This is a genomic window from Tunicatimonas pelagia, assembly GCF_030506325.1.
GTDB lineage: Bacteria > Bacteroidota > Bacteroidia > Cytophagales > Cyclobacteriaceae > Tunicatimonas > Tunicatimonas pelagia.
On the sequence record NZ_CP120683.1, the window covers coordinates 1,708,701 to 1,735,368 of the forward strand.

Annotated in this window: 24 protein-coding genes; 9 read left to right on the forward strand and 15 right to left on the reverse strand. The window is 43.5% G+C overall.

Annotation, left to right across the window (positions count from 1 at the left end; all coding sequences use genetic code 11):
* Positions 1–481 precede the first annotated feature (481 nt).
* Positions 482–1,081 (forward strand): response regulator transcription factor, encoded by a 600-nt coding sequence (locus P0M28_RS07210; RefSeq protein ID WP_302209036.1) that lies wholly within the window; start codon positions 482–484, stop codon positions 1,079–1,081.
* A 64-nt stretch (positions 1,082–1,145) separates the two neighbouring features.
* Here the strand turns inward: P0M28_RS07210 and P0M28_RS07215 are convergent, their stop codons facing one another.
* The 10 genes from P0M28_RS07215 to P0M28_RS07260 all read right to left on the reverse strand — a co-directional run bounded on the left by P0M28_RS07215 (position 1,146) and on the right by P0M28_RS07260 (position 12,007).
* Positions 1,146–3,206 (reverse strand): hypothetical protein, encoded by a 2,061-nt coding sequence (locus P0M28_RS07215; RefSeq protein WP_302209037.1) that lies wholly within the window; start codon positions 3,204–3,206, stop codon positions 1,146–1,148.
* Positions 3,207–3,249: 43 nt separating this feature from the next.
* Positions 3,250–4,761, reverse strand: a complete 1,512-nt coding sequence (locus P0M28_RS07220) for a BspA family leucine-rich repeat surface protein (protein ID WP_302209038.1) — start codon at positions 4,759–4,761, stop codon at positions 3,250–3,252.
* 89 nt (positions 4,762–4,850) lie between these two features.
* The gene (locus tag P0M28_RS07225; RefSeq protein WP_302209039.1) at positions 4,851–5,435 is read right to left on the reverse strand and encodes a hypothetical protein; all 585 of its coding nucleotides are present in this window, start codon (positions 5,433–5,435) and stop codon (positions 4,851–4,853) included.
* A 325-nt stretch (positions 5,436–5,760) separates the two neighbouring features.
* The gene (gene metF / locus P0M28_RS07230; RefSeq protein WP_302209040.1) at positions 5,761–6,711 is read right to left on the reverse strand and encodes a methylenetetrahydrofolate reductase [NAD(P)H]; all 951 of its coding nucleotides are present in this window, start codon (positions 6,709–6,711) and stop codon (positions 5,761–5,763) included.
* A 175-nt stretch (positions 6,712–6,886) separates the two neighbouring features.
* Positions 6,887–7,603, reverse strand: coding sequence for a LytR/AlgR family response regulator transcription factor (locus P0M28_RS07235; RefSeq protein ID WP_302209042.1), 717 nt, complete (start codon positions 7,601–7,603; stop codon positions 6,887–6,889).
* A 54-nt stretch (positions 7,604–7,657) separates the two neighbouring features.
* On the reverse strand, positions 7,658–9,583 hold the full coding sequence (locus P0M28_RS07240) for a hybrid sensor histidine kinase/response regulator (protein WP_302209043.1): 1,926 nt from the start codon (positions 9,581–9,583) through the stop codon (positions 7,658–7,660).
* Positions 9,580–10,065, reverse strand: a complete 486-nt coding sequence (locus tag P0M28_RS07245; RefSeq protein WP_302209044.1) for a Rab family GTPase — start codon at positions 10,063–10,065, stop codon at positions 9,580–9,582. The genes P0M28_RS07240 and P0M28_RS07245 overlap by 4 nt, the downstream gene beginning before the upstream one ends.
* Positions 10,062–10,907 (reverse strand): hypothetical protein, encoded by an 846-nt coding sequence (locus P0M28_RS07250; RefSeq protein WP_302209046.1) that lies wholly within the window; start codon positions 10,905–10,907, stop codon positions 10,062–10,064. Before P0M28_RS07250 ends, P0M28_RS07245 begins: the two co-directional genes overlap by 4 nt.
* An 85-nt stretch (positions 10,908–10,992) precedes the next feature.
* Positions 10,993–11,337 carry a hypothetical protein gene (locus tag P0M28_RS07255; protein ID WP_302209047.1) on the reverse strand — a complete coding sequence of 115 codons (345 nt, stop codon included), beginning with the start codon at positions 11,335–11,337 and terminating at the stop codon, positions 10,993–10,995.
* A 37-nt stretch (positions 11,338–11,374) separates the two neighbouring features.
* The gene (locus tag P0M28_RS07260; protein WP_302209048.1) at positions 11,375–12,007 is read right to left on the reverse strand and encodes a peptidoglycan-binding domain-containing protein; all 633 of its coding nucleotides are present in this window, start codon (positions 12,005–12,007) and stop codon (positions 11,375–11,377) included.
* A 219-nt stretch (positions 12,008–12,226) separates the two neighbouring features.
* On the opposite strand from P0M28_RS07260, the gene P0M28_RS07265 reads away from it, so the two are divergent.
* Positions 12,227–13,252, forward strand: coding sequence for a sensor histidine kinase (locus tag P0M28_RS07265; RefSeq protein WP_302209049.1), 1,026 nt, complete (start codon positions 12,227–12,229; stop codon positions 13,250–13,252).
* Here P0M28_RS07265 and ppk1 read toward each other — a convergent pair.
* The gene (gene ppk1, locus P0M28_RS07270; protein ID WP_302209051.1) at positions 13,244–15,358 is read right to left on the reverse strand and encodes a polyphosphate kinase 1; all 2,115 of its coding nucleotides are present in this window, start codon (positions 15,356–15,358) and stop codon (positions 13,244–13,246) included. The two genes, P0M28_RS07265 and ppk1, sit on opposite strands and share 9 nt — an antisense overlap.
* A 445-nt stretch (positions 15,359–15,803) precedes the next feature.
* Between ppk1 and P0M28_RS07275 the strand changes: the two genes are divergently transcribed.
* The 6 genes from P0M28_RS07275 (at position 15,804) to P0M28_RS07300 (ending at position 22,789) form a co-directional block, all read left to right on the forward strand.
* Complete coding sequence (locus P0M28_RS07275; protein ID WP_302209052.1) at positions 15,804–16,406, forward strand: MiaE family protein; 603 nt, start codon at positions 15,804–15,806, stop codon at positions 16,404–16,406.
* Positions 16,407–16,522: 116 nt separating this feature from the next.
* Positions 16,523–18,418 carry a toxin-antitoxin system YwqK family antitoxin gene (locus tag P0M28_RS07280; RefSeq protein ID WP_302209054.1) on the forward strand — a complete coding sequence of 632 codons (1,896 nt, stop codon included), beginning with the start codon at positions 16,523–16,525 and terminating at the stop codon, positions 18,416–18,418.
* 290 nt (positions 18,419–18,708) lie between these two features.
* Positions 18,709–19,083, forward strand: coding sequence for a CoA-binding protein (locus tag P0M28_RS07285; protein WP_302209055.1), 375 nt, complete (start codon positions 18,709–18,711; stop codon positions 19,081–19,083).
* Positions 19,084–19,228: 145 nt separating this feature from the next.
* Positions 19,229–21,205: a DNA topoisomerase (ATP-hydrolyzing) subunit B gene (gyrB, locus tag P0M28_RS07290; RefSeq protein WP_302209056.1), complete on the forward strand. Its 1,977-nt coding sequence runs from the start codon at positions 19,229–19,231 to the stop codon at positions 21,203–21,205.
* Positions 21,206–21,406: 201 nt separating this feature from the next.
* Positions 21,407–22,030 (forward strand): HD domain-containing protein, encoded by a 624-nt coding sequence (locus tag P0M28_RS07295; protein ID WP_302209057.1) that lies wholly within the window; start codon positions 21,407–21,409, stop codon positions 22,028–22,030.
* Between the two features lie 75 nt (positions 22,031–22,105).
* On the forward strand, positions 22,106–22,789 hold the full coding sequence (locus P0M28_RS07300; protein WP_302209058.1) for an NAD-dependent epimerase/dehydratase family protein: 684 nt from the start codon (positions 22,106–22,108) through the stop codon (positions 22,787–22,789).
* A gap of 21 nt (positions 22,790–22,810) precedes the next feature.
* Here P0M28_RS07300 and P0M28_RS07305 read toward each other — a convergent pair whose 3' ends face one another.
* Genes P0M28_RS07305 through P0M28_RS07320 form a run of 4 tightly spaced genes read right to left on the reverse strand, consistent with a single transcriptional unit; the run spans position 22,811 to position 26,168 of the window.
* Positions 22,811–23,746: an endonuclease/exonuclease/phosphatase family protein gene (locus P0M28_RS07305; protein ID WP_302209059.1), complete on the reverse strand. Its 936-nt coding sequence runs from the start codon at positions 23,744–23,746 to the stop codon at positions 22,811–22,813.
* 40 nt (positions 23,747–23,786) lie between these two features.
* On the reverse strand, positions 23,787–25,214 hold the full coding sequence (locus tag P0M28_RS07310; RefSeq protein WP_302209060.1) for a DUF4153 domain-containing protein: 1,428 nt from the start codon (positions 25,212–25,214) through the stop codon (positions 23,787–23,789).
* Between the two features lie 43 nt (positions 25,215–25,257).
* Complete coding sequence (locus tag P0M28_RS07315; RefSeq protein ID WP_302209061.1) at positions 25,258–25,566, reverse strand: winged helix-turn-helix domain-containing protein; 309 nt, start codon at positions 25,564–25,566, stop codon at positions 25,258–25,260.
* The gene (locus P0M28_RS07320) at positions 25,563–26,168 is read right to left on the reverse strand and encodes a hypothetical protein (protein WP_302209062.1); all 606 of its coding nucleotides are present in this window, start codon (positions 26,166–26,168) and stop codon (positions 25,563–25,565) included. Before P0M28_RS07320 ends, P0M28_RS07315 begins: the two co-directional genes overlap by 4 nt.
* A 149-nt stretch (positions 26,169–26,317) precedes the next feature.
* On the opposite strand from P0M28_RS07320, the gene P0M28_RS07325 reads away from it, so the two are divergent.
* Positions 26,318–26,659, forward strand: coding sequence for a DUF1801 domain-containing protein (locus P0M28_RS07325; RefSeq protein WP_302209063.1), 342 nt, complete (start codon positions 26,318–26,320; stop codon positions 26,657–26,659).
* The last annotated feature ends 9 nt before the right edge of the window (positions 26,660–26,668 follow it).

The window sequence follows — 26,668 nt, forward strand, 5'->3', positions numbered from 1 at the left end:
TCTGCTTTTTTTGTTACAAATCACCTAGTCTAAACCAGCTCCGGTATAATTCTCCATTGCACACCTCCAGAAAAATATGTTTATAGGCAACTTTTTTGTTTACCTTTAGAGAAAGCACCGTATTAATTCTAATAATGAAGACTAGTGTGCGGCGAATATTTTCGCGTAGACAATAAGTTGTAACTTTAAAGGATAATCAGTGCTTGTCCCCTTAGCATTAAATTTTGCCGCCCTTTTTCTATTGATCGTAGTTAGTGCTGCTGTTATAGCTGGTAATTACCATAAGCGGCCGAATGGATTCCATATAATGGTCGTATTACTACTTATTCCGGTGTTTGCGGAAATTAGACAACTGCTGGTATTGTATGACTTACTCCGTTACGTACCCCTATACTTGTTATTAGTGTACATTTTGCTGAGATTAATCGGCCCCTTGATTAACTATCTGGTTCACCTACAATTAAATAGACCATTCAATTTTTTGAGTTGGGTTAATCTATTTACCTACCTGGTTTTTCTGTACATTGTAGCTATTGGTATCAGATTTTATCTAAGCGATAGCTTTGGGGTGAACGAGCTATTGTTGACTTTCAAACGTGATAATATTTTATCAATTACCTATCCCGTAATACAGCTATTGCACGTAGGACAAGCTCTCTATCTGCTCCAAAACGATACTGCAAATACCAAAAAAGGCATTAAATATTTCATTAGGATGTCGGTTATCGTGGTAGTGACCGTATTGGTTGTATTACAGGTAGGTTATTTTCTATTAGACCGAACAAGCGTTGAACTTATTTTAGCCCCGATAATTTTCATCATCGTATATTCTGCAATACTTTTCATGTCAATCAGATATTCAGCCATTTTTGAGTCCTCATCAACTACAAAAACGCTAAGTACACTTAGCCAACGAGAGAACGAAGTAATTCAAAAACTCATAGCGGGCAAAACTGATAAAGAAATAGCGGACGAACTTCATCTGTCAGCCAGTACCATCGCTACTTATTGCCGCAGAATTTACACGAAACTGGAAGTAAAAAACCGCACGGAAGCCACTAAAAAGTATTTTGAGCTTTAAGTGAGCTACGTAACTAGCGCTCAGATTTATTACCACTTTAGAACACTCGTGTAGATACTTATATCTACGGTATAGGTAATTCTTTAGCTCGGTCTACTTCCCCAATTTCATATAAAAGCTTTACTGTTTCAGCATACATTTGTTGATATTGGAAACTAGCTGCGTTGTTAGATGTATAGGTTAAAAGATTCGTTAGTTGCTTGCCCTTTTGTCTCGAATCTTGCTTAAAGTGGATTTCTGTATGCGCGTAGCGCAATGAGAAGCCTAACCATAACTTGGTTTCTGACCCAAATATTTCTTCCTCTGATTCTTTGATACGTTGGCTTTGTGCTTCCAAAATCTCGAAAGCTCGATCAAAATTTTTCATGCCTGCGTACGCGTGTGCTTTCTTGATTTCTGCCTCAATATGCTTCTCCGGATAATTTCCCGAGTTTGGGTTAAGTTCCGCCTGGTACGTATTAATTGACTCCAGCGCATTCTGGTATTGGCCTGCGCTTACTTGTAAGTAAATTAGGCTTTCGTATGCTTCAAGCTTTCCGTAGGCCATACTGTTCCGCTCAATGTACCCTAGTATCTGTTGGGTATATCGTATAGCTTCTTCGTACTGACCATTGGCTTTAAGTGCCAGTAACAATAAACCCAGCCCAGAGGCGTCAAGTGCTTCTGCTGAGCTAATCTCGTTTTCTTCTAGGTGATCGTTGACTAGGGCTTCTAAAACCGCTACCCGCGCTGAATGTACCGGAGGCTGCACCGTAGCAACCCGACCTATCAATTGTAATCCCAGCATCGGATTATAGTCAAGCTGCTCGCGCTTTACTAAATCAATAAGATGTTCTTTACTAGATGCTACCACATCGTTGGTAACCAGCGAAGTGTCCAATCTTATTATTCGGGAGGTAACCAAAGCTTTCTTCACTTTCGCCTCAGATGCTTGGGCACGGTATTTTTCGTCAAATTGTAAAAGCATATTATTAATTTCTGCTTTCATATCGTTAGAAAGTGGCCGGGGTAGTTGAGCTAGCCTTTTCAAATTCATTGTAAGCTCTTCCTCAGGTGAAAGGTTTTTCATTCTTTCTTGCTCTAGCAATTCCTCAATCTCCGACCATTCCAAATTGAATGAGACGTCCTCGTTACTTATTTCTAGGGGCTTTGCAACGAGCTGTTCGTTATCAAGAGTAGCATACATCCATTCTTTCTGATCACGCGCATAATAAATCTTATCGAAATCAGAAGCTATCTGATCTTTTCGAGCCACCGAGGTTTTCGAGATTTCCAGTTTTTGAAATTTATTGAGTCCAAAACTGTAGGCTAGGGGCACATTATCGTAAATGAATAATACCTGATCTCTGGTGGGGTGGCTCTTCATACTAGAATACCCTCGCTTCCCCAGCATAAACGGGGCTTTTTTTATCTCACCCGTATTTTTATTCATTTGAAACAACTCATACGAGCCCCTCGAGATAGCTAGAAAGTAAACGTAATCCGTTGTTTCTACAGGCATTAGAATAGACCCACCGTAGTCATTAATCTTAGAAAGATCTATTTCGGAGAATGACGCTTTTGCGAAGTTATAGCTTCTTATTTTTAGCCTACTGTATACCGGATAATGCAACTGCTCACTGTCGGGCGAGAAGGTTATATTAGTGACATTGAATCTCTCAGCCATTTCCAGCAGTTTGCTTCTGAAATCACTATCATCGAAGTATTCCTCCTGAAATTGTAAATCAATGAAAGTACCGTCTACCACTACTTCTACGCCATACTGAGAAATGCCTACTAACTTTCCGTCAGCATAGCAAAGCACGTCATCAATCCCTTCGATAGTTGGCAGTTGCTCAGTTTTACCCGTACTACTGAGCCGCAATAAACTTACGCTTGAAGATGAAACTTCACTAAATGCTTCAGCTTCTTCCATGACTTCGGATACTTCCTCAACTGCTTCTGCGTTTTCCATCATCTCCGCTTCTCCGCCATTGCCTTTCTTCAGTATGAAAACCGGATATTGATTCTGATATCCAACAAACCGTAATTCGGTTACTTCCTTCTGACACCACGCATCAGTAGTATTGAATAAAAATATAACCAGAAATATCGAGCAGAGCATCTTATAGAAATGATTGTTCATTCTTCTAAAGTTTTTGGGGAAATGTCAACATGCCCTAGTATTTCTAAAATGTGCAGTTCGTAAAATTTGGTAGATTATTTGCTGTCAGCCCAGAATCAAATCCAAATCGGGAACAGCTTTCAACAGCATTAATATCCCAACCGCTGAGGTCTTGATTAAAAGCGGTCGCTTCGTTAAACATCTCTGTCATATCTTTAACGTTGCTTACTTTCCAACTTTCGAGAGTTCTGTTAAAAGTAGGTGTCTGTACGAACATTCTGTTCATATTTTCCACGTTGCCTACATTCCACCCATCCAGGGGTTGGTTAAACGCTTTAGCGTTAGAAAACATCTCGCGCATATCAGTAACATTACTGACATTCCACCGATCCATGGGTTGGTTGAAAACTTCGGTATCTCTAAACATACCGGTAGCCAAAACCAAACTACTTACATCCCAATCATTCAGAGATTGATTAAAAAAATCGTTAGCTGCAAACATGGCTACCATATTAGTTACATTGCTAACATCCCAATCTGTTACGGACTGATTAAAAGCACTTCCTAAAAACATACTCTCCATGGTGGTGACTTGGCTCACATCCCACTGATCTAGCGACTGATCAAACGCATCGGCAGAAAAGAAAAGAAACGCCATATTCGTCACATTGCTCACATCCCAGTCATTCAGTGGCTGGTTGAAAGAATCAGCATTAGAAAACATTGCTTCCATGGTGGTTATGTTGCTCACATCCCAGTTTCCAATAGCACCATTGAAGCGCTTAGCATTATTGAACATATCCGAAAGATCAGTTACCAACGTTAAGTCCGGTGTGTCTGATGCATTATAGCTTATGTTTTCACAGCCAAAAAACGCCCCGTTCATGGTTTGCCACTCGATAGTACCCCACTGCTCTATCGATTCTATCTGAAGCTGTTCAGGAATACCGACAAAAGGGTCAAAACCAAAGGCCTTAAAGAAAATAGCTGGAAAATCACCGGTGATCGTTACGGTATACACCCCAGGTGTGTCGTATGTATGGGTGGAATTTCCGGCCTGGTTGGTGCTTACATTACTGTCGCCCCAATCAACCCTATAATTATAGCTGAACGTAGTATCTACCGGAATCTCTATACTCTCATTAGCCGTGGTAGTACGCCAGACCGTTACGAATCCACTCTCAATATCAGCTTCTTCTACATCAGTTAACATTACTTCTATGCTACCTTCAGCAGAGATGGTATCACTAGTGGCAGTGTATGTAGCGGTAATCATCGTATTGATTTCATAATCATAAGCCTCGGTATTCCCTACACTAATTTCTCCTGTACTTGGTTCAATCAGTATTGCGTCTGCTACACTCTGAGAGGATATACTGTAAATAAGTTGTGAGCTATCACTAGCAAAAGCATTCACAGTACCTAAGCTTAGCCCATCGGTTGGGTTTTCGGCAATGGTTGTTGTAAAGTTATTTGCGGTAACTACTACTGGATCTATGATGGGCACTGGTTCTCCTTCCTCAGGTTCACAGGCTCCCAGCATTACAAGAAAGATAGAGAAAGAAACTTTTTGCATAAATTTCATGGTTGAATATTTAGTAAAAAGCTGCCGAGACTCTGGTGCCAGCATACCCCGATGGCTTTGTCTATAATTATTATGATCCTCTAAAGTCCCCATTTAAAAGCCCCTTGAGCATCAACTACCAAATCGTCAAATGACTTTAAATTCTCAACATCAAACTCTACATCAAAACGATAAGGGAACGTCTCTTCCTCCGCAGAATTAGATACAGTAACGGTACCCGTAGTGTTGGAGAAAGAGTTGTAAGCATCATCTTTACCTGTCACGAAAATTTCTACGTAGGTTTCTTCTAATGCAGCCCCCTCGGTAGTAGCCGTAAAAGTTCCGTTAGGTGGGCTAAACCGTCCTTCAGAAACCGGAATATAAAAGCTAAGAGAAACGGAGCGCTGATCATTGGGGTCATCAAAAGTAGAAGTAACTGATAAGCGATATACTTCGTACGAATTGCCATTGATTGTTGCGCTTAGATTGGAACTTACTGCGAAAGCATCAACGACAAACGTTTCATGTCCCGATATGGCTACTTTACCTTCCCCTCTAGATATGTCTGATAATAAAACAGTTTCTGATTGCTCATTGGGATTTACCCCTTCTTCGTCCTCACCAGCGCACGAGGCGAAAATAAGAGCGGTAACAACAGTGCAAATAAGATTAGAAAATTTGATCATTACTTTGACTTTTGAGTTTATAACTAATGTATGCGTCAAAGTTAAGGTCAATATAGATATACAGTTGTCATCAATGTTGATGAAATGCTATGTCATCAATAATAGCTACACTGAAAATCAAGCACTTACGAAATTTACTTTAGATATTAAGCTGCCAGATAGTACCTGATAGCCAGCGAGTAGATGGAAGAGTTACTACCAAATTAAAGGAAAGGAGGAAGATTACGTTAACACAGCAATGAAATTGCTAACTAGAAAATTATACCAAACAAAGAGAAAAATAGTAAGAATAATTGACTAAATCACCGGAAAATAGAGTATCTTTTTAAAATACCTGCTCGGCTACCCGGCGTACCATCTCCGACTTGCTCATGGTATAAAAATGCAAACAGGGCACTCCAGCGGCTTTCAATTCCTGGCACTGCTGTACGCACCATTCAATACCTACTTCGCGAGCTTGCTTGTTGTCTTTACATTTTGCCACTTCTTTCCGTAAAGCTTCAGGAATATCCAGGAAGAAGTACTTAGGTAGTGCAGTAAGGTGCTTGATAGTTACTAGCGGTTTTAATCCGGGGATAATGGGCACATCAATACCATTGGCACGACACAATTCAACAAAATTGAAATACACTTGGTTGTCGAAAAACATTTGAGTGACGATGAATTCTGCCCCGGCCTCTACCTTATTTTTCAAATACTGTAAATCGGTACCCAAGTTGGGCGACTCGAAGTGCTTTTCGGGATAACCGGCAGCACCAATACAAAAGTTAGTAGGTGTAGCCGAACCCTCATCGTACAAGTACTTACCCTGATTCATTCCGGCAATCTGCTCAATCAATTCATTAGCGTAGCAGTGGCCTTCCGGATGGGGAACAAAGCCTGACTCACTTTTTACTGGGTCGCCCCGCAGCACCAACACATTCTGAATACCTAAAAAGTCCAGATCAATTAGCATATTTTCGGTATCTTCTTGAGAGAACCCTCCGCAAATTACGTGGGGCACAGTATCTACGTTATAGCGATTTTGAATGGCCGCACAAATGCCTACGGTACCCGGACGTTTACGGGTCACGTACTTTTTCAACATGCCATCGCCCATTTCTTTGTATACGTGTTCTTCGCGGTGGTACGTCACGTCAATGAAGGCCGGCTTAAACTCCATCAGCGAGTCAATATGGCTAAACAGGGTTTGAATGTCTTCTCCCTTTTTAGGTGGTAAAATCTCAATGGTAAATAGCGTATCGGTAGCCTTCGCAATGTGTTCAATCACTTTCATGCGGTAAATATAGCAGGAATAGTATTATGGTGCTGAGGTGTTTTAGTGCTAAGTGCTCAAGTTTACTAGACTGAGTATTCTAAGCTGGGCAACGAGATGTCACTCGGTCGCTCAAAACAAGAATGCCGTAGCACGCTAACACCACGAACAATAACACTACAGCACTAACATTATGCTAAAGTGTAGTGATCGATTCCATTAGTTTTTTTCGGTACGACTGACTGATGGGAATAATCTTATCAGCGATCTGCAAATTACCCTGGTCGATATTCATAATCTTATCAACCCGAATAATGAACGAACGGTGCACCCGAAGGAACTGGGTTTTGGGCAGAGTATCTTCTACTGATTTGAGTGTAGCGTATACAGTATACAGCTTCTGAGGAGTTTTTATCCGCACATAATCGCCGTAGGCTTCAACCCAGTGAATATCTTTCAGGTCAAATTTTACCAGTAGAGAATCAATTTTAAGGTAGATATGCTCAGAGGAAGCCAGAGAGAGTGGAGCTGTGGTTTGTGGTTTATGTTTGGCCTTGGCTCGTTGCACGGCTTGCAGAAAGCGCGCGTAGTTCGCCACAGGTTTGAGCAAATAGTCAGTTACCTCGTGCTCAAAAGCATCTAGTGCGTATTCTTTTTTACTACTGATTACAATAATCTGAGGCTTAAATGAAAGGGTTTTAATAAGTTCTAAGCCTGACATATCGGGCATCTCTACATCTACAAACAGTAGGTCGATGGGCTGTTGCTGAAGATAATTGGCTGCCTCTACCGGATCTTGGAAGGAGCCTTTCCACGCTAAACTCTTAGTCTTTTTCACCAATGACTCAATAATTTTCAGCGTCATTGCATCATCATCTACTACTACGCAGCTTAGTTTCTTCTCCACGCTCATAATTCTAATTAGGTTGATCGGCGTATACTAGTAATGTACGTAATTTTAGAGGAATTAGCTATTTTTTTGTTCTTCTTGCCACTGATGAACCTCTTGCTGTAGCTGCAAAATAGCTTGCGCTGTTTTCTCTTCCAACTGTTGCACCATACGTTCGTATTCTTCTCGGTTGGGTAACTCACTTTCTGCTTCTAATTGATCCAACAATCGCTCAATGGTAGCTGCCCCTACATACTGAAAGCCCGGTTTTGCTTTATGGATTGCCCGATGAAGTTGCGAGCGGTTATTGTTGTGCCAAGCGCGCTTTATTTTGTTAACGGCTAAGGGTGCTTGCTGGGCAAACGTATTTACCAGATCAATCATCAACGCAAGTTGGTTATCACTAATCTGTCGAAGATAATTCAAGTTTACTAACGGACGGCCTACTTGCCCATCTAAGAAGGTTATTTTCTCCTGAAGCAGATGCGGGAGCACCGGTTTGGTTAGGAGATGAAATAGGTCATCGGCACAAAAGGGTAGCATATGGGAGCTAGCATTTCCCGATAACACAATGGTTGGTGTTGCCAACTGCTCGTTCTGCATAGCCGTCAAGACCTCCGCACCGTCCATTTTCGGCATCTGATAATCTAAAATGAGCAGGTCATAACCGCCTCTCCGAAGATGCTCAAGTGCCTGTTTCCCATCATCTACTACGGTAGGGTGCAACCCCCACTGCAACAGTAGCCGACGCACCACTTTCTGATTGATTAGGTCGTCTTCGGCTACTAATACCTTATGGATATGGTGAAACGATGGAGAGCTCGGCTCCGGCTTGACATCGGGCATTTTTCCCACAGAAAGCGGTAGTTCTATGGTAACAGTGGTTCCCTGTTGGGGGCGACTGCTAATATTCCAGGTGCCGTCTACGCGCTCAATGATCTTCTTTACAATACTCAGCCCCAGCCCGGTGCCACCGTATTCCTGGTGAATTTTAGCATTGGCTTGCACGTAGGGGTTGGCAATTCGTTGTTGTTCTTGCCTGGTCATGCCAATGCCGGTATCAGCTACTGAGAACCGAAGGTGTACCAATTCTCCTTTGGGCTTGCCTTCGGCGAGATTTATGGAAACTGTAATTGCCCCCTGGTGAGTGAATTTGGTAGCGTTGCCCAGTAAGTTATACAGTATTTGGCTTAGTCGGGTAGCGTCACCTATCAAACATTCGGGAACTTCACTCGCTATGGTGAGGGTTAAGTTTACCCCTTTCTCCTGACAGGTAGGGCGGAAAGCTTCTACTACATTACGCACCGTTGGCTCTACCAGAAACGGAGCAGTATCTATTTCAATGGTGTTGTTTTCCAGTTTAGACCAGTCCAGTACATCATTAATGATATTAGCCAAATGATGAGCGGTAGCTTCCAGAGCCTGAGATGGTGCTTGCATAGCAGGAGTTGCCTGTTGGCTTAGCAGATGCGCTAAACCAACAATACTGTTCAAAGGGGTTCGCATCTCGTGGCTAACCTGAGAAAAGAAAGCCGTTTTCATTTGCTCTATGCGGTGGAGTTCTTCGTTTCGGTACTGAAGTAACTCTTTCTCCAGTGCTGCTGCCTTTTGCTGAATGCGTAAGTACTCTCCGGCAATAGCTTGGTCGTTTCGCTCCTGCTGCCAAGGTTGGAGATAAGAATAAAACTCAGTAAGATCGTAAATAAACCACATCCAGCGGTCGTCGGTTCGCCGTTTGATGTGTAGGTTGAAATAACCTTCCCGCCCTATTAGGTTGGTTCTGATGCACAGAAAGCTAATATCTTCCCCTACCGGAAGCTGATGAAAAGTTTCTTGCATAGCCTCCAGGAATGGAACTCGATCGTACAGCGACCCAGAAAGAGGGATTTCGAATAAAGTATGACACGAGTCTTGTACTTGTCCTTGTCGGTTAAAGACTACATACTGGGAGCGTTGGTGGAAATAAGCCAGCTTTTCCTGTACAATAGAATCATTGTCATTCATACCATTCTCTTGGCTAGTTCAGTAAAAATCGCATTCACGTTTTCGCCGGTTTTAGCACTAGATAGCGCGAATGGAGGTAAAGGTAGCTGATTTACTATATCGCTTCGCTCCTTTTCGGTGAACAAGTCCTTTTTGTTGCCAATTACCAGCGTTGGCACGTTGGATACGTACTTTTGCAGGTTGGCTATTTCGGTATCTAGCTTTTCATAGGTATTGGGACGAGTGAGGTCTACTACGTAGATGATTCCGTGGGCTCCCAGTTTATACGATTGGGGTACTTTCTGGTGAGAAGACTCCCCAGCAATGTCCCAAATAATCATAGACACTTCGCAAGTAGGTAGGGCTACTACCTTTTTCTCAATATTTACGCCAATGGTGGTATTGTACTGATCGGAGAACTTTTGATGGACAAACCGGCGGGTGAGCGAGCTTTTGCCCACTCCATAATGCCCCAGCAATATCACTTTCTTGCTAACCGTCATGAGCCAGTCTGGGAAAAATACAGCCGAAGGGGTTCCGACAGGTAATCATTATTATTCTTAGCATCGGGAGTAGCATTGACTACTTTATGGACAAAATCCAGAATCAAATCATCAGCGTGCTGTTTAAATGCTTCATTAATAACCCCCGATACGGTAACGGCCACGTAGAACGTCTGGAAGTTTTTTAGCAGAATTTTGTAGGTTTCGTACTCAACAGTTTGTAAGTCTTGGTGCTCCTTGGCAAATGCCTCTTTAGCAAAGCCACGCAGGGCAGTCATCATACCGGCAATCATATCCCGATCCATAATGTTTTGGTGAGAGTAGCTACCTAGTAGCACACTGGAGTGCTGCTCAATAATAAATACCTCTTGAATGGTGGGCTGCATTGTCTGGGCAATAATTTCCTTTCCTAAGGACTGTCCGGTAACCCAGGCTCTCAGCCGGCGTTTCCACATATCCCACGAAAAAGCTTGGTCGAGCTGTTGGTCAATCTTCTCCGACAGCACATTCAACTCTACCACAATGTATTTTTTTATCAGTTTACCCATGATGGGGTAGAGTGCATCAATCACCTCACCACGCGATTCTTGAATTTGGCGTTTAATAGCCCGAGTGAGCACTGAGCCAAATAACTCGGGGAAATGCTCGCGGAGGTAAGTCAGTTTGTCATCAATAATGGGGTCTACCTTTTGCTGAAGCCGCTGGCGGGTGTTGATGTCTTCTCGCAGTTCTACTACTTGCTGCGTCAACTGTTTGTGTTCTCGCTGCTCATCTTCCAACAATAGCTTTCGCAGGTGTTCAAACGTTTTTTCAGATTCTATAGCTTCTTCGGAAGAATTCATGAGGAGCAGACATTAGTCAGAATGAGCTTAGCAATAAAATACAAATTTTAGGATGCAATTCCCGAATTGGCAGACTGTTTTTTTGCTACGCTTGTAGCTTCTTGCCAATTTCTTCCAGCATCTTTCCTAGCGAAGAGCGATCAGCCGAACTGTTTTGAAGTTGGCTAAACTTCTGGGTCATTTCTTCTTTCAGCGAGTTGGCGTGTTCATCCAATTCGTGGCGTAATTCTTTGGCCAGCTCATCCATCGTGGTTCTCATTTGAGTCATTTGCTGGTCGGCCGTAGCTTTATGCTTCTCAATAAGCGCCATAAGGTCGCTAAATTCTTGCTCTATTTCCTGGATGGTATCGCCGAAGATAATATCCTTGATTGCCTCAATTTTTGGGTCGGCAGCTTTAGGTGGAGCAGTTGGCTTTTTATTATCACTCATAGTTTTGGTAGTTAATAACTTACAGGTAATACCTATTTTATTGGTCTAATAGTTTCCTCAGCGAATATTCGTCTACTTGACCGGAGGGGTACAAATCCTGACTCTGCTGAAAATCTTGTAGGGCTTGTTCGGTGATCTTATTAAAGATGCCATCGAGCGGAATATCGTGATCATGCTTACGAAGTAGCTTCTGAAGTTGCCAAACCGAAGCATTTTTTTCACCTCGGGCTAGCCCAATGAGCGATTGATGCTTGGTAAGATAGAACGATAACGGACTTAGCCCTTCTGCTTCCATCACTTTAATGTTTTGATTGGTAAATCCAGCCTGCTTAAGTTGCTGAGAGCGGATCAATCGCCCCTCCAGATAAGCCGTAGTTTGTAACAGTTGCTGGTAGTAGCGGGCAGCGGGCATAGCTTCGGTATCATTCTCATCGGGAAAGCGCACATCAATTTGCTTATTGTACCACATTTGGCGAGCAAAAGCACCTATTTCGTATACATTTTTATAGTAATGTTGGAGCACTGCTGGGTCGTAATAGTACACATCAATACTATCGTTAGTAGTATAGCTATACTCAACAGGAGGGTGGAAGCGACGATATTTCTGATACTGATAGTAGGTTATTACCGGTAATGTAATAATCACTATCAGAATTGCTAGGCGTTTCATAGGTGCTGTTGTGTTCCGGTAACTTACCGAGCGTTTTTGCCAATATATCCGGCATGATGATCGGCTTACCGAATAAATGGCCGATACCTACTGTAATTTATCAAGTTTGTACTGATGCTATCTTAAGATTAACTGTGTAGCAGTGTTAAATAAAAAAAATAATTTCTTAAACACACCATGAGGACAAGTATTTTTATCAGTTTTTTCACAAACAAAAATATGTGGCTCTCATTTTTTTCTCCCTTTAGTGGAGGAGTGATCGCTATTTTTGGCATTGCTATCTACTCTATGTTAAATTCTTACTGGATAGTATCTTTAGTAATTTTAGGGGGCGCAATAGCGGTGCTTTGGCTGCGCTACTGTTATTTGAAAGAAGGGAGCATTTATTGGGTACGCTCGCCTGAGCGGAATGATAAAAATGACGGAAAGAAGCTGGAAGATTTATTGCCCTCTTCTGCCGAAGAAGTATTGACGATCGACGAGGCTAATCAGGCAGCATCTATGATTAAACTCTACCAAGAATTGAAACTGGCGAATCAGGATATTGAGATTTTCCTCTACAAAGCCTATCATAACTTTCTGGGCCCTATTGCTACTATACGAGGCGTATGCAATGTAGCCATGCTGGAAGGGCAACAACAGAATGCTCCGGCATATTTTAACCAAGTTAAGCAAGTGGCTGAGTCAATGCAGGCTATGCTAGAAAAGCTACTGCAAATATCCATAATTCATAACCATGAAATTGATATACAAGCGGTTACGTTAAGTTCCTTCTTTAAAGAGTATCAAATAAAACAGCCGCATACCCCAGAAAGCATTCAGGCACACTTGCGCGCTTCTACGCTAAATGGCACTACCGTGCAAGTTGATACTTTTTTGCTAACCACCATTATCGAAAGAATCATCACTAATGCCCATCGTTTTCGTCAGTCTAGCCCTCATACGTTAGCAGAGATTTTTGTGGAGTATCAAGAAACAGCTAGTCATTATGTAATCTGCCTGAAAGAATTTGGTTTGGGGCTGCCTGATGATATGATAGACCATTTATTTAAAATGTTTCATCGCAGCAGTATTAAACCGGACGATCACGGACTAGGTTTTTATGCTGCTCGCTACGCGGCCCGCCGCATGGGCGGAGATATTACAATTGAACCGGGGGGTGGACACATTACTTTTTGTATTCGCTTGCCGCGGGAGAACTGCCCTAAGCCGAAGGCTGGGGTAACGAATAAAAAACTAAAATAGCTTTACGCTCTCAAGCTCGTCGAGCGTTACCCTAAAGAATTCTTTGTGAATATCGAAAGGCGCACTCTTCCCTCGCTTTATTAACTGATAGCTACCATCCTCCTGCATCAGATAGGTGTTCATATTATCGCGCAAATTGTACGAGATAATATTCATCGCTTGCTTTTTCACGGTTGGATCAGCCGCCAAAAATAGCGATTCTAATCGGCGGTCAAAGCTACGAACCATTACATCGGCACTGCCACTGTATACCTTTGGTTCATCATTATTGTGGAAATAGTAAATCCGGGAGTGTTCCAGAAAATCCCCCACAATAGACCGAACCGTAATATTTTCACTCAAACCCGGCCGGCCTGGCCGAATACAGCAAATGCCCCGTACAATTAGCTGAATCGGCACTCCCATTTGAGAGGCACTGTATAATTCGCTGATGATTTCACGATCTTCCAGCGAATTAATTTTAATGGCAATTCCTGAAGGCAATTCTTTTTTGGCGTTCTCAGCCTCTTGGCGAATCAGTGAAATTAGCTGTTCCCGCATATCGCGAGGGGCCGTAATTAAGTACTGATAATCAGTAGGAGAAGAATGCCCGGTAATTACATTAAAAAACTCGGATACATCGTGGGCGTACACTTCGTTGGTGCTGAGTAGCCCTAAGTCAGTATACAGTTTAGCGGTTTGCTCATTATAATTTCCACTCGACATATGCACATAGCGCGTCACTTGTTTACCGTCTTTCCGCACAATGAGTAGCAGCTTGGTATGCGTTTTAATGCTACTTACCCCATAAATGACAAAACACCCCGCTTTATGTAGCCGTTGGGCTTCTCGCATATTATTCTCTTCATCGAACCGAGCTTTTAGCTCAAACAGCACAGATACGTGTTTTCCATTCTCAGCCGCCTTCAACAAAGCAGCAGTAATTCTTGACTCGGAGGCTAGGCGATAGATCGTCAGTTTAATTGCTAATACATTTGGGTCTTCGGCTGATTTTTCAATCAAATCCAGCAACGGCTCAATATCGTTGTAGGGGTGGTGCAGCAGAATATCGCGATGCTTCAGTACTTCAAAAATGTCTTCATTCCCCATTTCAGGGTAGGTTACCGGAGGAACCGGCGCCGGAGTTTTTGGCACTCGGTTACGAAAATCGTGATGCTTCACAATCTGCCAAAGCGAAGTGAAGTCCAGTAGGCCGCCGGGTTCTACTTCAAATAAATTATCTTTATCAATATTCCAGCGGTTAATAAGCTGTCGCATCATCCAGCTACTGTACCCGCTCTCGGTTTCAATCCGCACCACTCGCCCCGTTTTACGGGTCTTTAGCTTCCGCCTAACTTCCTCCACAAACGAAGATTCTAAGTCATCGCTTTCATCTAGGGTAAAGTCACCGTTACGGGTAATCCGAAACAGGTTAACCGACTGAATGGTAATATTACGAAACAGGCGATGAATGTAGGTGCGAACCACCTCTTCAATCGGTACGAAAGTGACGTAATCATCATCATCAAATTCGTAAAAGCGGGGCAGGTTTTGAGGAATTTGTACGAAAGATAGTTTTTTATTATCCTTTTTAGTGTCAGGTTCGCGCGTTACTACTCCAAACACCAGTAGCTTATTCATTAGCGTTGGGAACGCATGATAACTATCATAAGTCATCGGAGTAAGCATTGGGTAGATGGTGAGATTGAAATACTCTTCTAACTGTTTTCGCTGTTTATCTGATAGCCTAGCCAGGTCTTTTACAATGCTGAAATGATTTTGCTCAAACTGAGGCACTAAGTTCTCCGTATAGTAGCGGTTTTGTTCTTGAAAAAACTGCTGAGCTTCCTGGAGCAGTTTTTTACGAAACGGTTTTTCGCGCAGCCCAGAGTAGTCGACGCGCTCTTTGCCGTAGTCAATATAATTGTAGAGGCTACCTACCCGGATCATAAAAAATTCATCGAGGTTAGAAGAGGTAATAGCTAGAAACTTTAGCTTCTCAAAAATTTTTCGGGAGGGCTTTTTTACCTGGTCTAGTACGCGGTAGTTAAACTTCATCCAGCTTAAGTCGCGACTAATAAAATCACTGGTAGCAATAGAGGAAGAAACACGGTCTTTGGCTAACATAGTATTAGTTGAAAGTTGATAGTGGATAATGGATAGTTTGCCAATGTAGGTATCTAATAGTTACAATAGTCGGCTAAAAAAACGATCACAAATTCGCTAGTAATCTGTAACACTAACTTACCTACTTGGTCGTGGGTTTACAAAAATACGGTGTTCAAAAAGAAAAGAAGCTATTTGCCGAACGACAAATAGCTTCTTTTTCAATTTCAGGGATGATAATATTGTTTTTCTGGACTTCACTCAGTAGCGAACCCAGCGGTAGACTCAATATTACTTTAGCGAAAAATAGTGCAGGTCAGGTATCTGTAAATATATCACAGTCGGTTCCTTAGAATGTTCTTTAAATATAGGCTATCTTCGTCGGCACTACCAATTATTGTTCGGTCGCTGATGGCCGACTTGTTTTTTCGTAAATTTGCTTATCCAATCTGTTGTTATTTGAACCATGATCGCCGAGAAAGATACCATTCTGAAACTAAAACTGCCGACTGATCCGCGCTGGGTAGCAATGGCAGATGATAACTTGGAAGAAATTTTGGTAGATCACGCCTACTGCGAGCAAAAAGCAGCTTCTTCTTGTATTTCGCTCATCGTACAATTTTCTGACCGACCGAAATTGGTAGATGTGTTGTCGCCAATTGTGGCGGAAGAATGGGAACATTTTCAGCGCGTACTGGAGCAAATCCGCAAGCGAGGCTTCACGCTGGGTAGAACGCGTACCGACGAATATGTAGTAAAGCTCGCCAAGCACGAGCGCAAGGGTGGACCCACTGAACGACAACTGATGGATAAGCTACTCATCAACGCCATGATTGAAGCTCGTAGCTGCGAACGCTTTAAAATCCTCTGGAAAAACCTAGCTGATGAAGAGCTGAAAGCTTTTTACTACGACCTGATGGCTTCCGAAGCGGGGCATTACGTTACGTTTATCAAACTAGCGAAAGAATATATGCCCGAAGAGGTGGTGAAAGCCCGATGGACTGAATTTCTGGAAATTGAGGCCAATATCATCCAAAACCTGGAAATTCGCTCCGACCGAATGCATTGATGTAGGTTCCCAACGGCTTTTCCTGAGTGTTTCACCAATTTTTTTGCCATTTTTGGCGTTTCAATAATAGCACGGTAGCTTTCTGCTAGTATTTTCTGTACAATTTACCTGGTACTTTGAGAAAGAAATGGTCAACTATTCTTGCGGGGATCTTACTAATTGTACTGAACCTGATACTCTCCTCACTAAGCTCAGCACAAGACACCGTAACGCTGTATTACGACCAAGCTGAGCAAATTCCTAAAGAAACATTTCAAGTAGATAAAGACAACACTTCGGTTCTGAATGGTAACTATACGGAGTACTTCTACGATGGTTCAGTAAAAACCAAAGGAACCTATGAGCAGAACCAGCCCAATGGCTACTGGAAATACTTCTACGAAAACGGCCAGCCTAAAATGCGGGGTACACTGAAAGAAGGCCGGAACCAAGGTAAGTGGGAATATTTTTACGAAAATGGAAGGTTGGAGATGCAAGGTGTCGTAAACGGAACGCAACGGGAAGGTGTCTGGAAATTCTACTACGAGAATGGCTCACTCAGGCGAGAAGGGACGTTTGCCGAAGGAAAAAAAGTAGGGCTGTGGAAAGATTACTACGAGGGTGGCGCGGTGAAAGTAGTGGCTACCTACCAAGGTGATACCACGCAGTATCAGGAGTTCTACACATCGGGCGAACCCAAATTGGAAGGCGTAGAAGTGGATAATCAGCGGCAAGGCCAGTGGAAACATTATTACGAAAATGGAGAAGTTCAGGCGGAGGGCCACTATCAGCGTGGAAAACGGCAAGGCTCCTGGAAATTTTACTACCCAAATAGTCAGCTCTCGTCGGTGGGCGATTTTATTGAAGGCTCTTCCGTAGGCAAGTGGACGTACTACTACAAAAACGGCAACATCAGTGCCGAAGGTGCCGAGCGTGACGGAGTGCGCGAAGGCTACTGGAAGCTTTACCACAGCAACGGCGACTTTAAGGGTGAGGCCATATTTAACCGGGGCGAAGGAGTATACCGCGAGTTTTATCCCGACGGTTCCCGTAAGGTAGAAGGAAAACTCAGCAACGGAATGCGTCAGGGAAAGTGGAAATATTTTTATGAAGATAATAGCTTAGAAGGGGAAGCAGTCTTCACCAATGGCAAAGGCACGTACGTAGGCTATTACCGCGATGGCACTAAAAAAATGAAAGGTTCAGTAGAAGACGGAGAACGAGTAGGTATCTGGGAGCTCTACCAACCAGATGGGCAATTGGCCGGTTACTACCAAAGTGTATACGAAAACAATGAACCTGCATTTCAAGCACTAAGCCCTTCCGATAAAACCGATAAGGAAGATTCTACCAAAGTAGCCGTTCGCAATCCCGATTACCTGTTCCGAAAGAGAAAAAACCTGCGCTACTTTACCCCTAAGATCAATGAAATGCGTTATTTCATTCTGGGCATCAATCCGGTAGCGTTGCTAGTGCATCGGCTTCCGATCAACCTGGAGTACCATTTGCAAGAGCGATTAGGTTACGAACTGGAAGTTGGATTGTTCCGCGACCCGTTCTTCTCTTTAGATGAAAATATCGATCACAACACACCCTACCGACGCGGTTTTTTCGTCAATGTAAAGCAAAAATTCTATCATAATGATACGCGCTCTGGCATGTTTTACTTTGGTCATCAGCTTGGCCTAGATTATTTGTACCATTATGCCAACGTAGCCGAACTAGACGTAGAAGGACAGCCAATTAATAGCCCTCAAACAACACTGCTTGCTAAAGAACAATCTTTTTCTTACTCATTGTTGCTAGGAACCCGACTAATGAAAGACCCGGATTTAATTCAGCCCCGAACTCCTAAAGATAAATCTGGGCGAGGTTTGACCTTCGATTTATACGTAGGGGTAGGATTGGCTTACCGATTAATGAACGCTCAATATTCGCCTCAGCCACTGTACGACGGTATTATGGATCAGATCAATCAGTCGCGCTTTTATGTTCCATTTTATGTAGGAACCACCATTGGATATGTTTTTTAAAATGTGATATGGAAAGGAGACCGAAATTTAATGAATAACGACTGATGAATAATGATTAATTGGCATGGGACACTGTGCAGTAGACAATGAGCAAAGCTAAACCTCGTACATCAAACTACGCTAACACTTTAACACCTGAACACTTCAACTTTCTAATTCGCACGACGGCCGCCTGTAACTCAGTGTCCGTGGACTATCGACGATGGACTGTTGACTATTAACCAATGACCACTGTGGACTATCGTCGGTAGACTAAAAAAACAATAAGCAATCGTACAATTAAACTATCCATGTCTGAAAAAAAGAAAACAGCTATTATAGGTGCCAGCCCCAACCCAGCGCGCTACGCTTACTTAGCCGCCCATATGCTCACCGAATACGGACATCCTATTGTTCCACTTAGTATTAAGCAGGGCTCTGTAGCTGATGTAGAATTTATTGACTTACGAACGAAACCTTCGCTAAAAAGTATAGACACCGTAACTCTATACCTTGGCCCCGCCCATCAACCGGAGTGGTACGACTACCTGCTAAGCTTACAGCCTCAACGAATAATTTTCAACCCGGGCACCGAAAATCCCGAGTTGTACCAATTGTGCCAAAACCATAATATTGAGCCCATTAATGCTTGTACCCTAGTGATGCTACGCGCTGGAACTTACTAGCTACCTCAATTCGTTTTTATACTGATAATCAACCCTTTATGTAAAATTCACCCCCTTAGCTGGGCATTATGAATTTTAAGGAAATACAGTCAATAGAAAAACCATAAAATTATCGTAATTTTGACTGTTTACAACCATTCATTTTATGAGCGAAACTACAGATACTAATTCTTTGGCAAATGTCAAACCCGGCGATTATTCAGCCAATAATATTCAGGTTTTAGAGGGGCTGGAAGCAGTACGCAAGCGTCCGGCCATGTACATTGGCGACGTAAATACTAAAGGGTTGCATCACATGGTGTACGAGGTGGTGGATAACTCCATTGACGAGGCACTGGCTGGCTACTGCAACAATATTGACGTTGTTATTCACCCCGATAATTCTATTACCGTAACTGATGATGGCCGAGGGATTCCTACTGGGATTCATACCAAAGAAAAGCGATCTGCTCTGGAAGTGGTAATGACCGTACTGCACGCCGGGGGAAAGTTCGATAAAAATACCTACAAAGTATCGGGTGGACTACACGGAGTAGGGGTTTCCTGCGTAAATGCACTTTCCGAAGAGTTGACAGCTACCGTACACCGAGAAGGAAAAATTCATGAGCAAAAGTACTCCCGAGGTGTACCTCTTTTTGACGTGAAAGTTATTGGTGAAACTGACCGCACCGGAACTACCGTTCACTTTGTGCCCGACAGCGAAATTTTCAATGTTCACGAGTATAAGTACGAAACCATTGCCTCCCGCCTACGCGAGCTAGCCTTCCTGAACGCCGGCATTCGCATCAGCTTAACCGATTTGCGGGATAAAGATGAGGACGGTGAACCGGAAAAAGAAAATTTTTACTACGAAGGGGGGCTGTTAGAGTTTGTCGCTTACCTAGATAACAACCGCGATAACCTTATTCCGGAACCCATTTATCTGGATAGTGAGCGCAACGGAGTACCCGTACAGGTAGCCCTCACCTATAATACTTCTTTCACCGAAAATGTAGTTTCCTACGTCAATAACATCAATACTATTGAAGGCGGCACCCACGTTTCTGGCTTCCGCCGGGCATTAACCCGCACGCTGAAAAGCTACGCCGACAAGTCGGGATTATTAGATAAAGTGAAAGTAGATATCAGTGGCGATGACTTTCGGGAAGGTCTTACTGCCGTAATTTCGGTGAAGGTGGCTGAACCCCAATTTGAAGGGCAAACCAAGACCAAGCTAGGCAACTCTGATGTGATGGGCGCAGTAGAATCTTGTGTGGGTGATGCACTGGCTACATTCCTAGAAGAACACCCAAAGGAGTCTAAAGTAATTATTAATAAAGTAGTACTGGCAGCTCAGGCCCGCCACGCCGCTCGCAAAGCCCGGGAGATGGTGCAGCGCAAAAATGTGCTTACTGGCACCGGCCTACCTGGCAAACTAGCCGATTGCTCAGACAGCGACCCCGAAAACTGCGAGTTGTACTTAGTGGAAGGGGACAGTGCCGGGGGAAGTGCCAAACAGGGAAGAGAAAGAACCTTTCAAGCAATTCTGCCATTGCGCGGAAAAATATTGAATGTGGAAAAGGCGCAGGAGCACAAAATCTACGATAACGAAGAGATCAAAAACATGATTACCGCCATGGGCGTTTCCTTCGGCACCGAAGACGACGACAAGGCATTAAACATGGAAAAGCTTCGTTACCACAAGATTATCATTATGACGGATGCCGACGTAGACGGAAGCCACATTCGTACGCTGATTCTCACCTTCTTCTTCCGCTACATGCGTGCCCTGATTGAAAGTGGCTATTTGTACATTGCCCTTCCCCCACTCTACCTAGTAAAGAAAGGAAAGGAAGAGCGTTACATCTGGACGGAAGAAGAGCGGGAAACTGCGGTAAAAGAATTAGCAGGCGACGGAAAGATAGAATCTGTATCAGTGCAACGCTACAAAGGGCTAGGTGAAATGAATCCCGAGCAACTGTGGGAAACCACCATGAACCCCGAAACCCGCAGCCTGAAGCTGGTAACCATCGAATCTGCTGCCGAAGCCGATCACCTGTTCTCCATGCTCATGGGCGATGAGGTAGCTCCCCGCCGGGAGTTTATCGAGAAAAATGCCAAGTACGCTAACTTGGATATTTAAGAAGCTGTTTTAAACCAGTTTCTTAAATATCTGGAAATGCAGGTCTTGGGCGAAACAAACGGCTTTGGTACATGGTATGGCGCGAATAAAAGGGCTTTACCGGAGAACAGAGTGCGCCTTAGATCTGTATTACGCTAGTGTTTTCCTCAAAAATAATACAGTTTTGGTGGAGTAATCGCTGACGATAATTCTTAAGAGAACATGAAGAACCTATCAATCGTCTGGCAGGAACTCACCGCAAAATATAGCAACGACCGTCAGTTGGTGGATAGGCTATGGGATGAAATCGAAAAAAGCCATACTACCAAAAAGCGAAACTACCATAACTTAACTCATCTGAAATATATGGTAGACCACGCTACAAGATATCACGACAATCTATCTGATCCAGATACAATTTTATTTAGTGTTTTCTACCACGACATTGTGTACGATGCGACGCGCCAAGATAATGAGCACAAAAGTGCTGATATGGCTCGTAAGCGATTATCTAAGTTGGGAGTACCCACTGATAAAATCACCAAATGCCACGCCCAGATAATAGCTACCCAAAGCCACTCGTTCAACAGCGATTCTGATACCAACTACCTACTAGACTTTGACCTAGCGATATTGGGTGAAAGCCCGAGTATCTATCAGGAATACACAAATAAGATTAGAAAGGAATATGCAATCTACCCTGACTTTCTTTACAAAAGAGGGCGCAGGAAAGTACTTCAGCACTTCCTAGCCATAGAAAGAATTTTCAAAACGGATATTTTTTATGAAGATTATGAGCAGCCAGCCAGAGCCAATCTGGAAGCTGAATTAGAATCTCTAAAATAAGATGATAGCATCTTTACGTTCTCATCATCCGTAAGTACCTGTGATGAATATCTTCAATCCAATTACTACATTGCTATGAAAGTCATTATTACGGGAGCTACAGGCATGATTGGCAAAGGAGTTTTACTGGAGTGCTTAGATCATGAAGCCATTAGCAAAGTGTTGGTAATTGGTCGGAACTCAGTAGGGATGACTCACCCTAAGCTCAACGAAATTCTTCACCAGGATTTTTCTGATTTTACCCCGCTGGCAACAAGCCTGATTGGCTACGATGCCTGCTACTACAGTCTGGGTATTAGTGCTGCCGGACTAAGCGAAGAACAGTACCGCACAATTACCTACGAGTATACAATAGCGTTGGCCGAAGTACTCCACAAGAAGAATCCGGAAATGACCTTCATTTTTGTTTCCGGGCAGGGCACTGACTCTTCAGGAACGAGTAGTTTAATGTGGGCACGAGTGAAAGGACAGGCGGAAAACGACTTACTTGAAATGGGCTTTAAGCAAGCATTCATGTTTCGTCCGGGGGTTCTTATGCCCCTTCGGGGGATAAAGTCCCGTACCAAAAGCTACCAATTTCTGTACGACTATTTTATGTGGCTAGTGAAAGCCATTAGAGCCTTAGTCCCCAATTACGTAGTAAGTACTACCCAAATTGGCCTAGCTATGATTCAGGCTACGGTAGGTGGCTACGAAAAAACGATCATCGCCCCCAAGGATATGATTATTTTAGCCAACCGTCAGCTTGCCGAAAGCTAAGTCGGTATACAGCTTGCTGAATTATCCCTCAGTATTTAACAAATACTCCCCTACAATACCCCGATGATCGGAACCGGCAGCGGGTAGCGCTTTAAACTTACGGCAGTGAAATTCCGGGGAATGAAAAATATAGTCAATGGGTACTCCCATTCCCTGGAAACGAGCGGGGAACGTAGGTTGCCAACCAGTATGGCTATGTTGCAGATCAGTAGCCTGCGTGAGTTCCCGAATGACGGGGTTCCAAGGGACAACGTTATAATCGCCAATGGCTAGTACGGGACGATCAATGGTTTTGATGTAGCGGGCAATACGGCGGATGTGCCGGTTCCGCTGCTGGTAGCGTCCGCGATTTCGGGGCGATAACGTATGAGATGCAATAAAATGAATAGCTTCTCCCTGAAGTAGTACATTCCCGGTAATATTCGGCATATCGTCCCAGTAAATAGTTTGTACATCTTCTACCGGATGCTTAGAAAATACCGCGAGTCCGCGACTGGCATTTTCCGCATCCGTCACTATATGAAAGTAGGGATACTCATCGGATAACAGTTGCTTCAGTTGCTTCCCCCAATCCTCACTTACCTCTTGAAACGACAGTAAATCAGCTTGGGTGGCCCGCGCCGAATCGGCCGTCTCTTGAAACCGTTGGTTACTACAGAGCACATTAAAGTGAGCCACCCGAACTAGCGTATCTTCTGCGTAGGAGTTAGCCATCGTAACATTTACCGATTCCCCTTGCATCAGGTAAAGACTTCCGGCAATTAGCAGAGCGGCCCCCAAGGAAGCGGCGGTCATGAGCATTCTTCGGAAAAAGCTAGCGAGTAAACCTAATAATCCGTAGCCAATGATAGCCTGTACGGCAAACGAGTGCAATATATCGTGCAGATAACTCTGCGGAGGCAACACAAATATTAGTGATATGGCTGCGTATGTGGCAATTCCTATTCTTCGTTTCATTCTTCTTTCTTTTTAAGTAGGGACATCATTAATAACATCCCTACTGGTAATCTAAATTAATCATCACCTGCTCGTCAGCGTAGTTCCACGACCGCCAGTCTTGCCAAGATTCAGTGTAGCGAAAGTGGCTGATCTCATTCATGATATTTTCTCGGGTACTCGCCGCTATGTGATAGTTAGGATTTACCAGCGCATCTTGTAATAGATCCAGATTATGATCCGATATATAGCTCAAATACTGAAAATCAATTTGCTCAGCGGGCAGATTCGTCAAGTTGTATTTCGTGATAAAGCGGGGCCAGTTGAATAGCGTCAGCCCCGCCAAAATAGCGTAGAACGCCCAACTGGTGTATCGTAGCAAAAAGGCGTTCGTCCTTATTTCCCGCACCTTTACATAGGTGAAGAATAATCCTACCAGCGTCATTAGTAGATACACGTATACGCCTATGCGTTTTTGAGTTAACCCGTAAGCATCGATGTACAGACTATTTTTGTAGGCAGTGGCTAGAACCAAAAACACATTCTGAGCAACCCAGGCGTAAGCGACTAGCTTCAGTCGTCGGCTACGATGGTAGAAGTTCAGATTTCCCCGGAAGAAATACATTACAATGCTGATGGCTAGTATAATAGAAATAATCAGGGCGTTTACCCCCTGATGCACGTATTCGGAGTAGGTTACGCCTTGAGGTAGTTTCCCCGTCCACAGATGGTAAGTGTCTACCCCATTGAATAAAAGCAGTAAGCCATTCAGCAAGATAAACAGCAACCAGCCACTGCGGTACTCGTATTTCAATCCAATCGTATTGAAAGCTCGTTGCTTCTGTGCTTGCCGATGGCGCAACAGTAGGTTAGGAATGCGCTGGTCGAGCTGGATTAGCGATTGGATACCCGTTGGATAGAAAATACCCAGTAGCAGGTAGGCACTAACCAAGGTGAAAACGATACGGCCGAAAGAGATAACTTCAATCTCAGTTTGGGTGAACAAAGCGGCAAAAGCCGGACTGCCTCCGATGTAGAGCATCAGAAATAACGTGGTGATAAATACGGGAACGAGCCAAGACATAACCCGAGCAGGAGTTAAACTACCCTGCTGTTTCGCTTTTCTATTTAACCACTCTCTACGCCAGAAACTTAGTCCGGCAGCATAAAAACCATTCGGTAGGGCAATGCCTAAAGAAGTACGAGGGTACGCACAAAATCCAGCTAAAGCGATGAACGAAAATAGGTACAGCAGTATGGCCAGCCAGCTATGGTGCCACACCACTCCTACCGCAGTTAACAAGTAACCTGCCGTAATAAACCAACCCGATGCAGACTGTCGTAATTCAGGGTACAATACGAAGCTGATTGCTACGAACACAAGACTGTATAAAAGGAAATTCAGTCCAGCGCCTTGCCCGTAGAATAGAAAACTACTTAGCAGCGAGGTACCAATCCAGAGATAAGTTTTAAGTGTTTGATTTTTCATATTTGAAAGTACTTTGTATTTCAAAGTTAATAAGTAAAATTTTTTACTGAGTTTGTTTTTGGGCTTTTAGTAACGCTTCCAGCGCGTCCAGATGGGCACTGAAGGCTTTCTTACCAGTTTTTGTAGCCGCGTATTGCGTATTAGGTTTCCGACCGACGAATTGTTTCTGCACGTCAATATATTCTACTTTTTCCAAGGCTTTCAGATGGCTAGCTAGGTTTCCGTCGGTTACTCCCAGTAGTTCTTTCAGGGCACTAAAGTCCAGCGAATCGTTTACCACTAAGGCTGACATGATGCCCAATCGTACTTTATTTTCAAACGCTTTATCAAACTGGTGTAAAAGATGCTTCACCGCTCGTATTTATAATACATAGATGCTCCGTATACTATGTGCAATCCGCCAAATCCTATTGCCCAAAATAATAAACCGTAGCCAATCACAATGGTAGCGAGTAAACCTAGGGCTACTTCGGCCAATCCCAGATACATAATATCAGTAAGAGTATATTTACTGGCGTTAATCAGAGCCAGGCCGTAAAAGATGAGCATACTAGGTGCAACAATACCCGTGTAACCTTGACCTACGAGAATTAGGGCAAAGATACCACCTACCGCTAGTGGAATTATCAGATGAATAACCAATCGGCGAGCTGTAGCATCCCAGATTTTTTGTCCCTGCTCTCGAGCCCGTCGCGTGGTGAGCCAAATACCTGTTCCAATTGCTAACAGCAATACTACTCCGGCAATCAGAAAGAGATAACCAACCACTGTTCGGTACGAATCTATCTCGCCGGCCCGGTACAGCGAAATGCACCAGTGCGCCAAGCCAGCTCCTACCAAAGCGTATATCCCCGCCATCACTCCGGAAAGTCCGCTTAGGGAGATGAAGCGGGAAGAACGCTCCATCATGGAGCGGATCTCGCTAATATCTTGCAAATAATCAGTTTCTTGCATACTAAAAGTACTTTGAATTACAAAGTAATATATTTTAGACTGATTTTACAAGTTTCATATAACTATTTTAATAATATTTTTCTCTCTTCTCACTTTTGACTAATCCGCAGAATGCGCGATTACTGAAGTTTTCCTTTATTTTGGGCCAAATGAAAATGCTAGACGAATACTACGAAAACCAGTTGGAGCCCAACCGAAGCTGCCTACTCACTCTGCGAGAAATAATTCTAAATTATGATTCACAGATTAGCGAAGTTTGGAAGTATCAGACGCCTTTTTTCTTCCTTAGTGGTAAGATGCTGTGCTACCTTTCAGTTGACCGCCGGAGCCGACAGCCCTACGTAGGTATGGTAGAAGGACGCTACCTGGATCATCCGGCACTAGAGAGCGGCGGACGAAAACGAATCAAGGTGCTAACCGTCAATCCCCGTAAAGACATTCCGATTAGCACCCTGAGAGAAATTCTGGGACAAGCAACCTTAATCAATTGAGTGTATAAC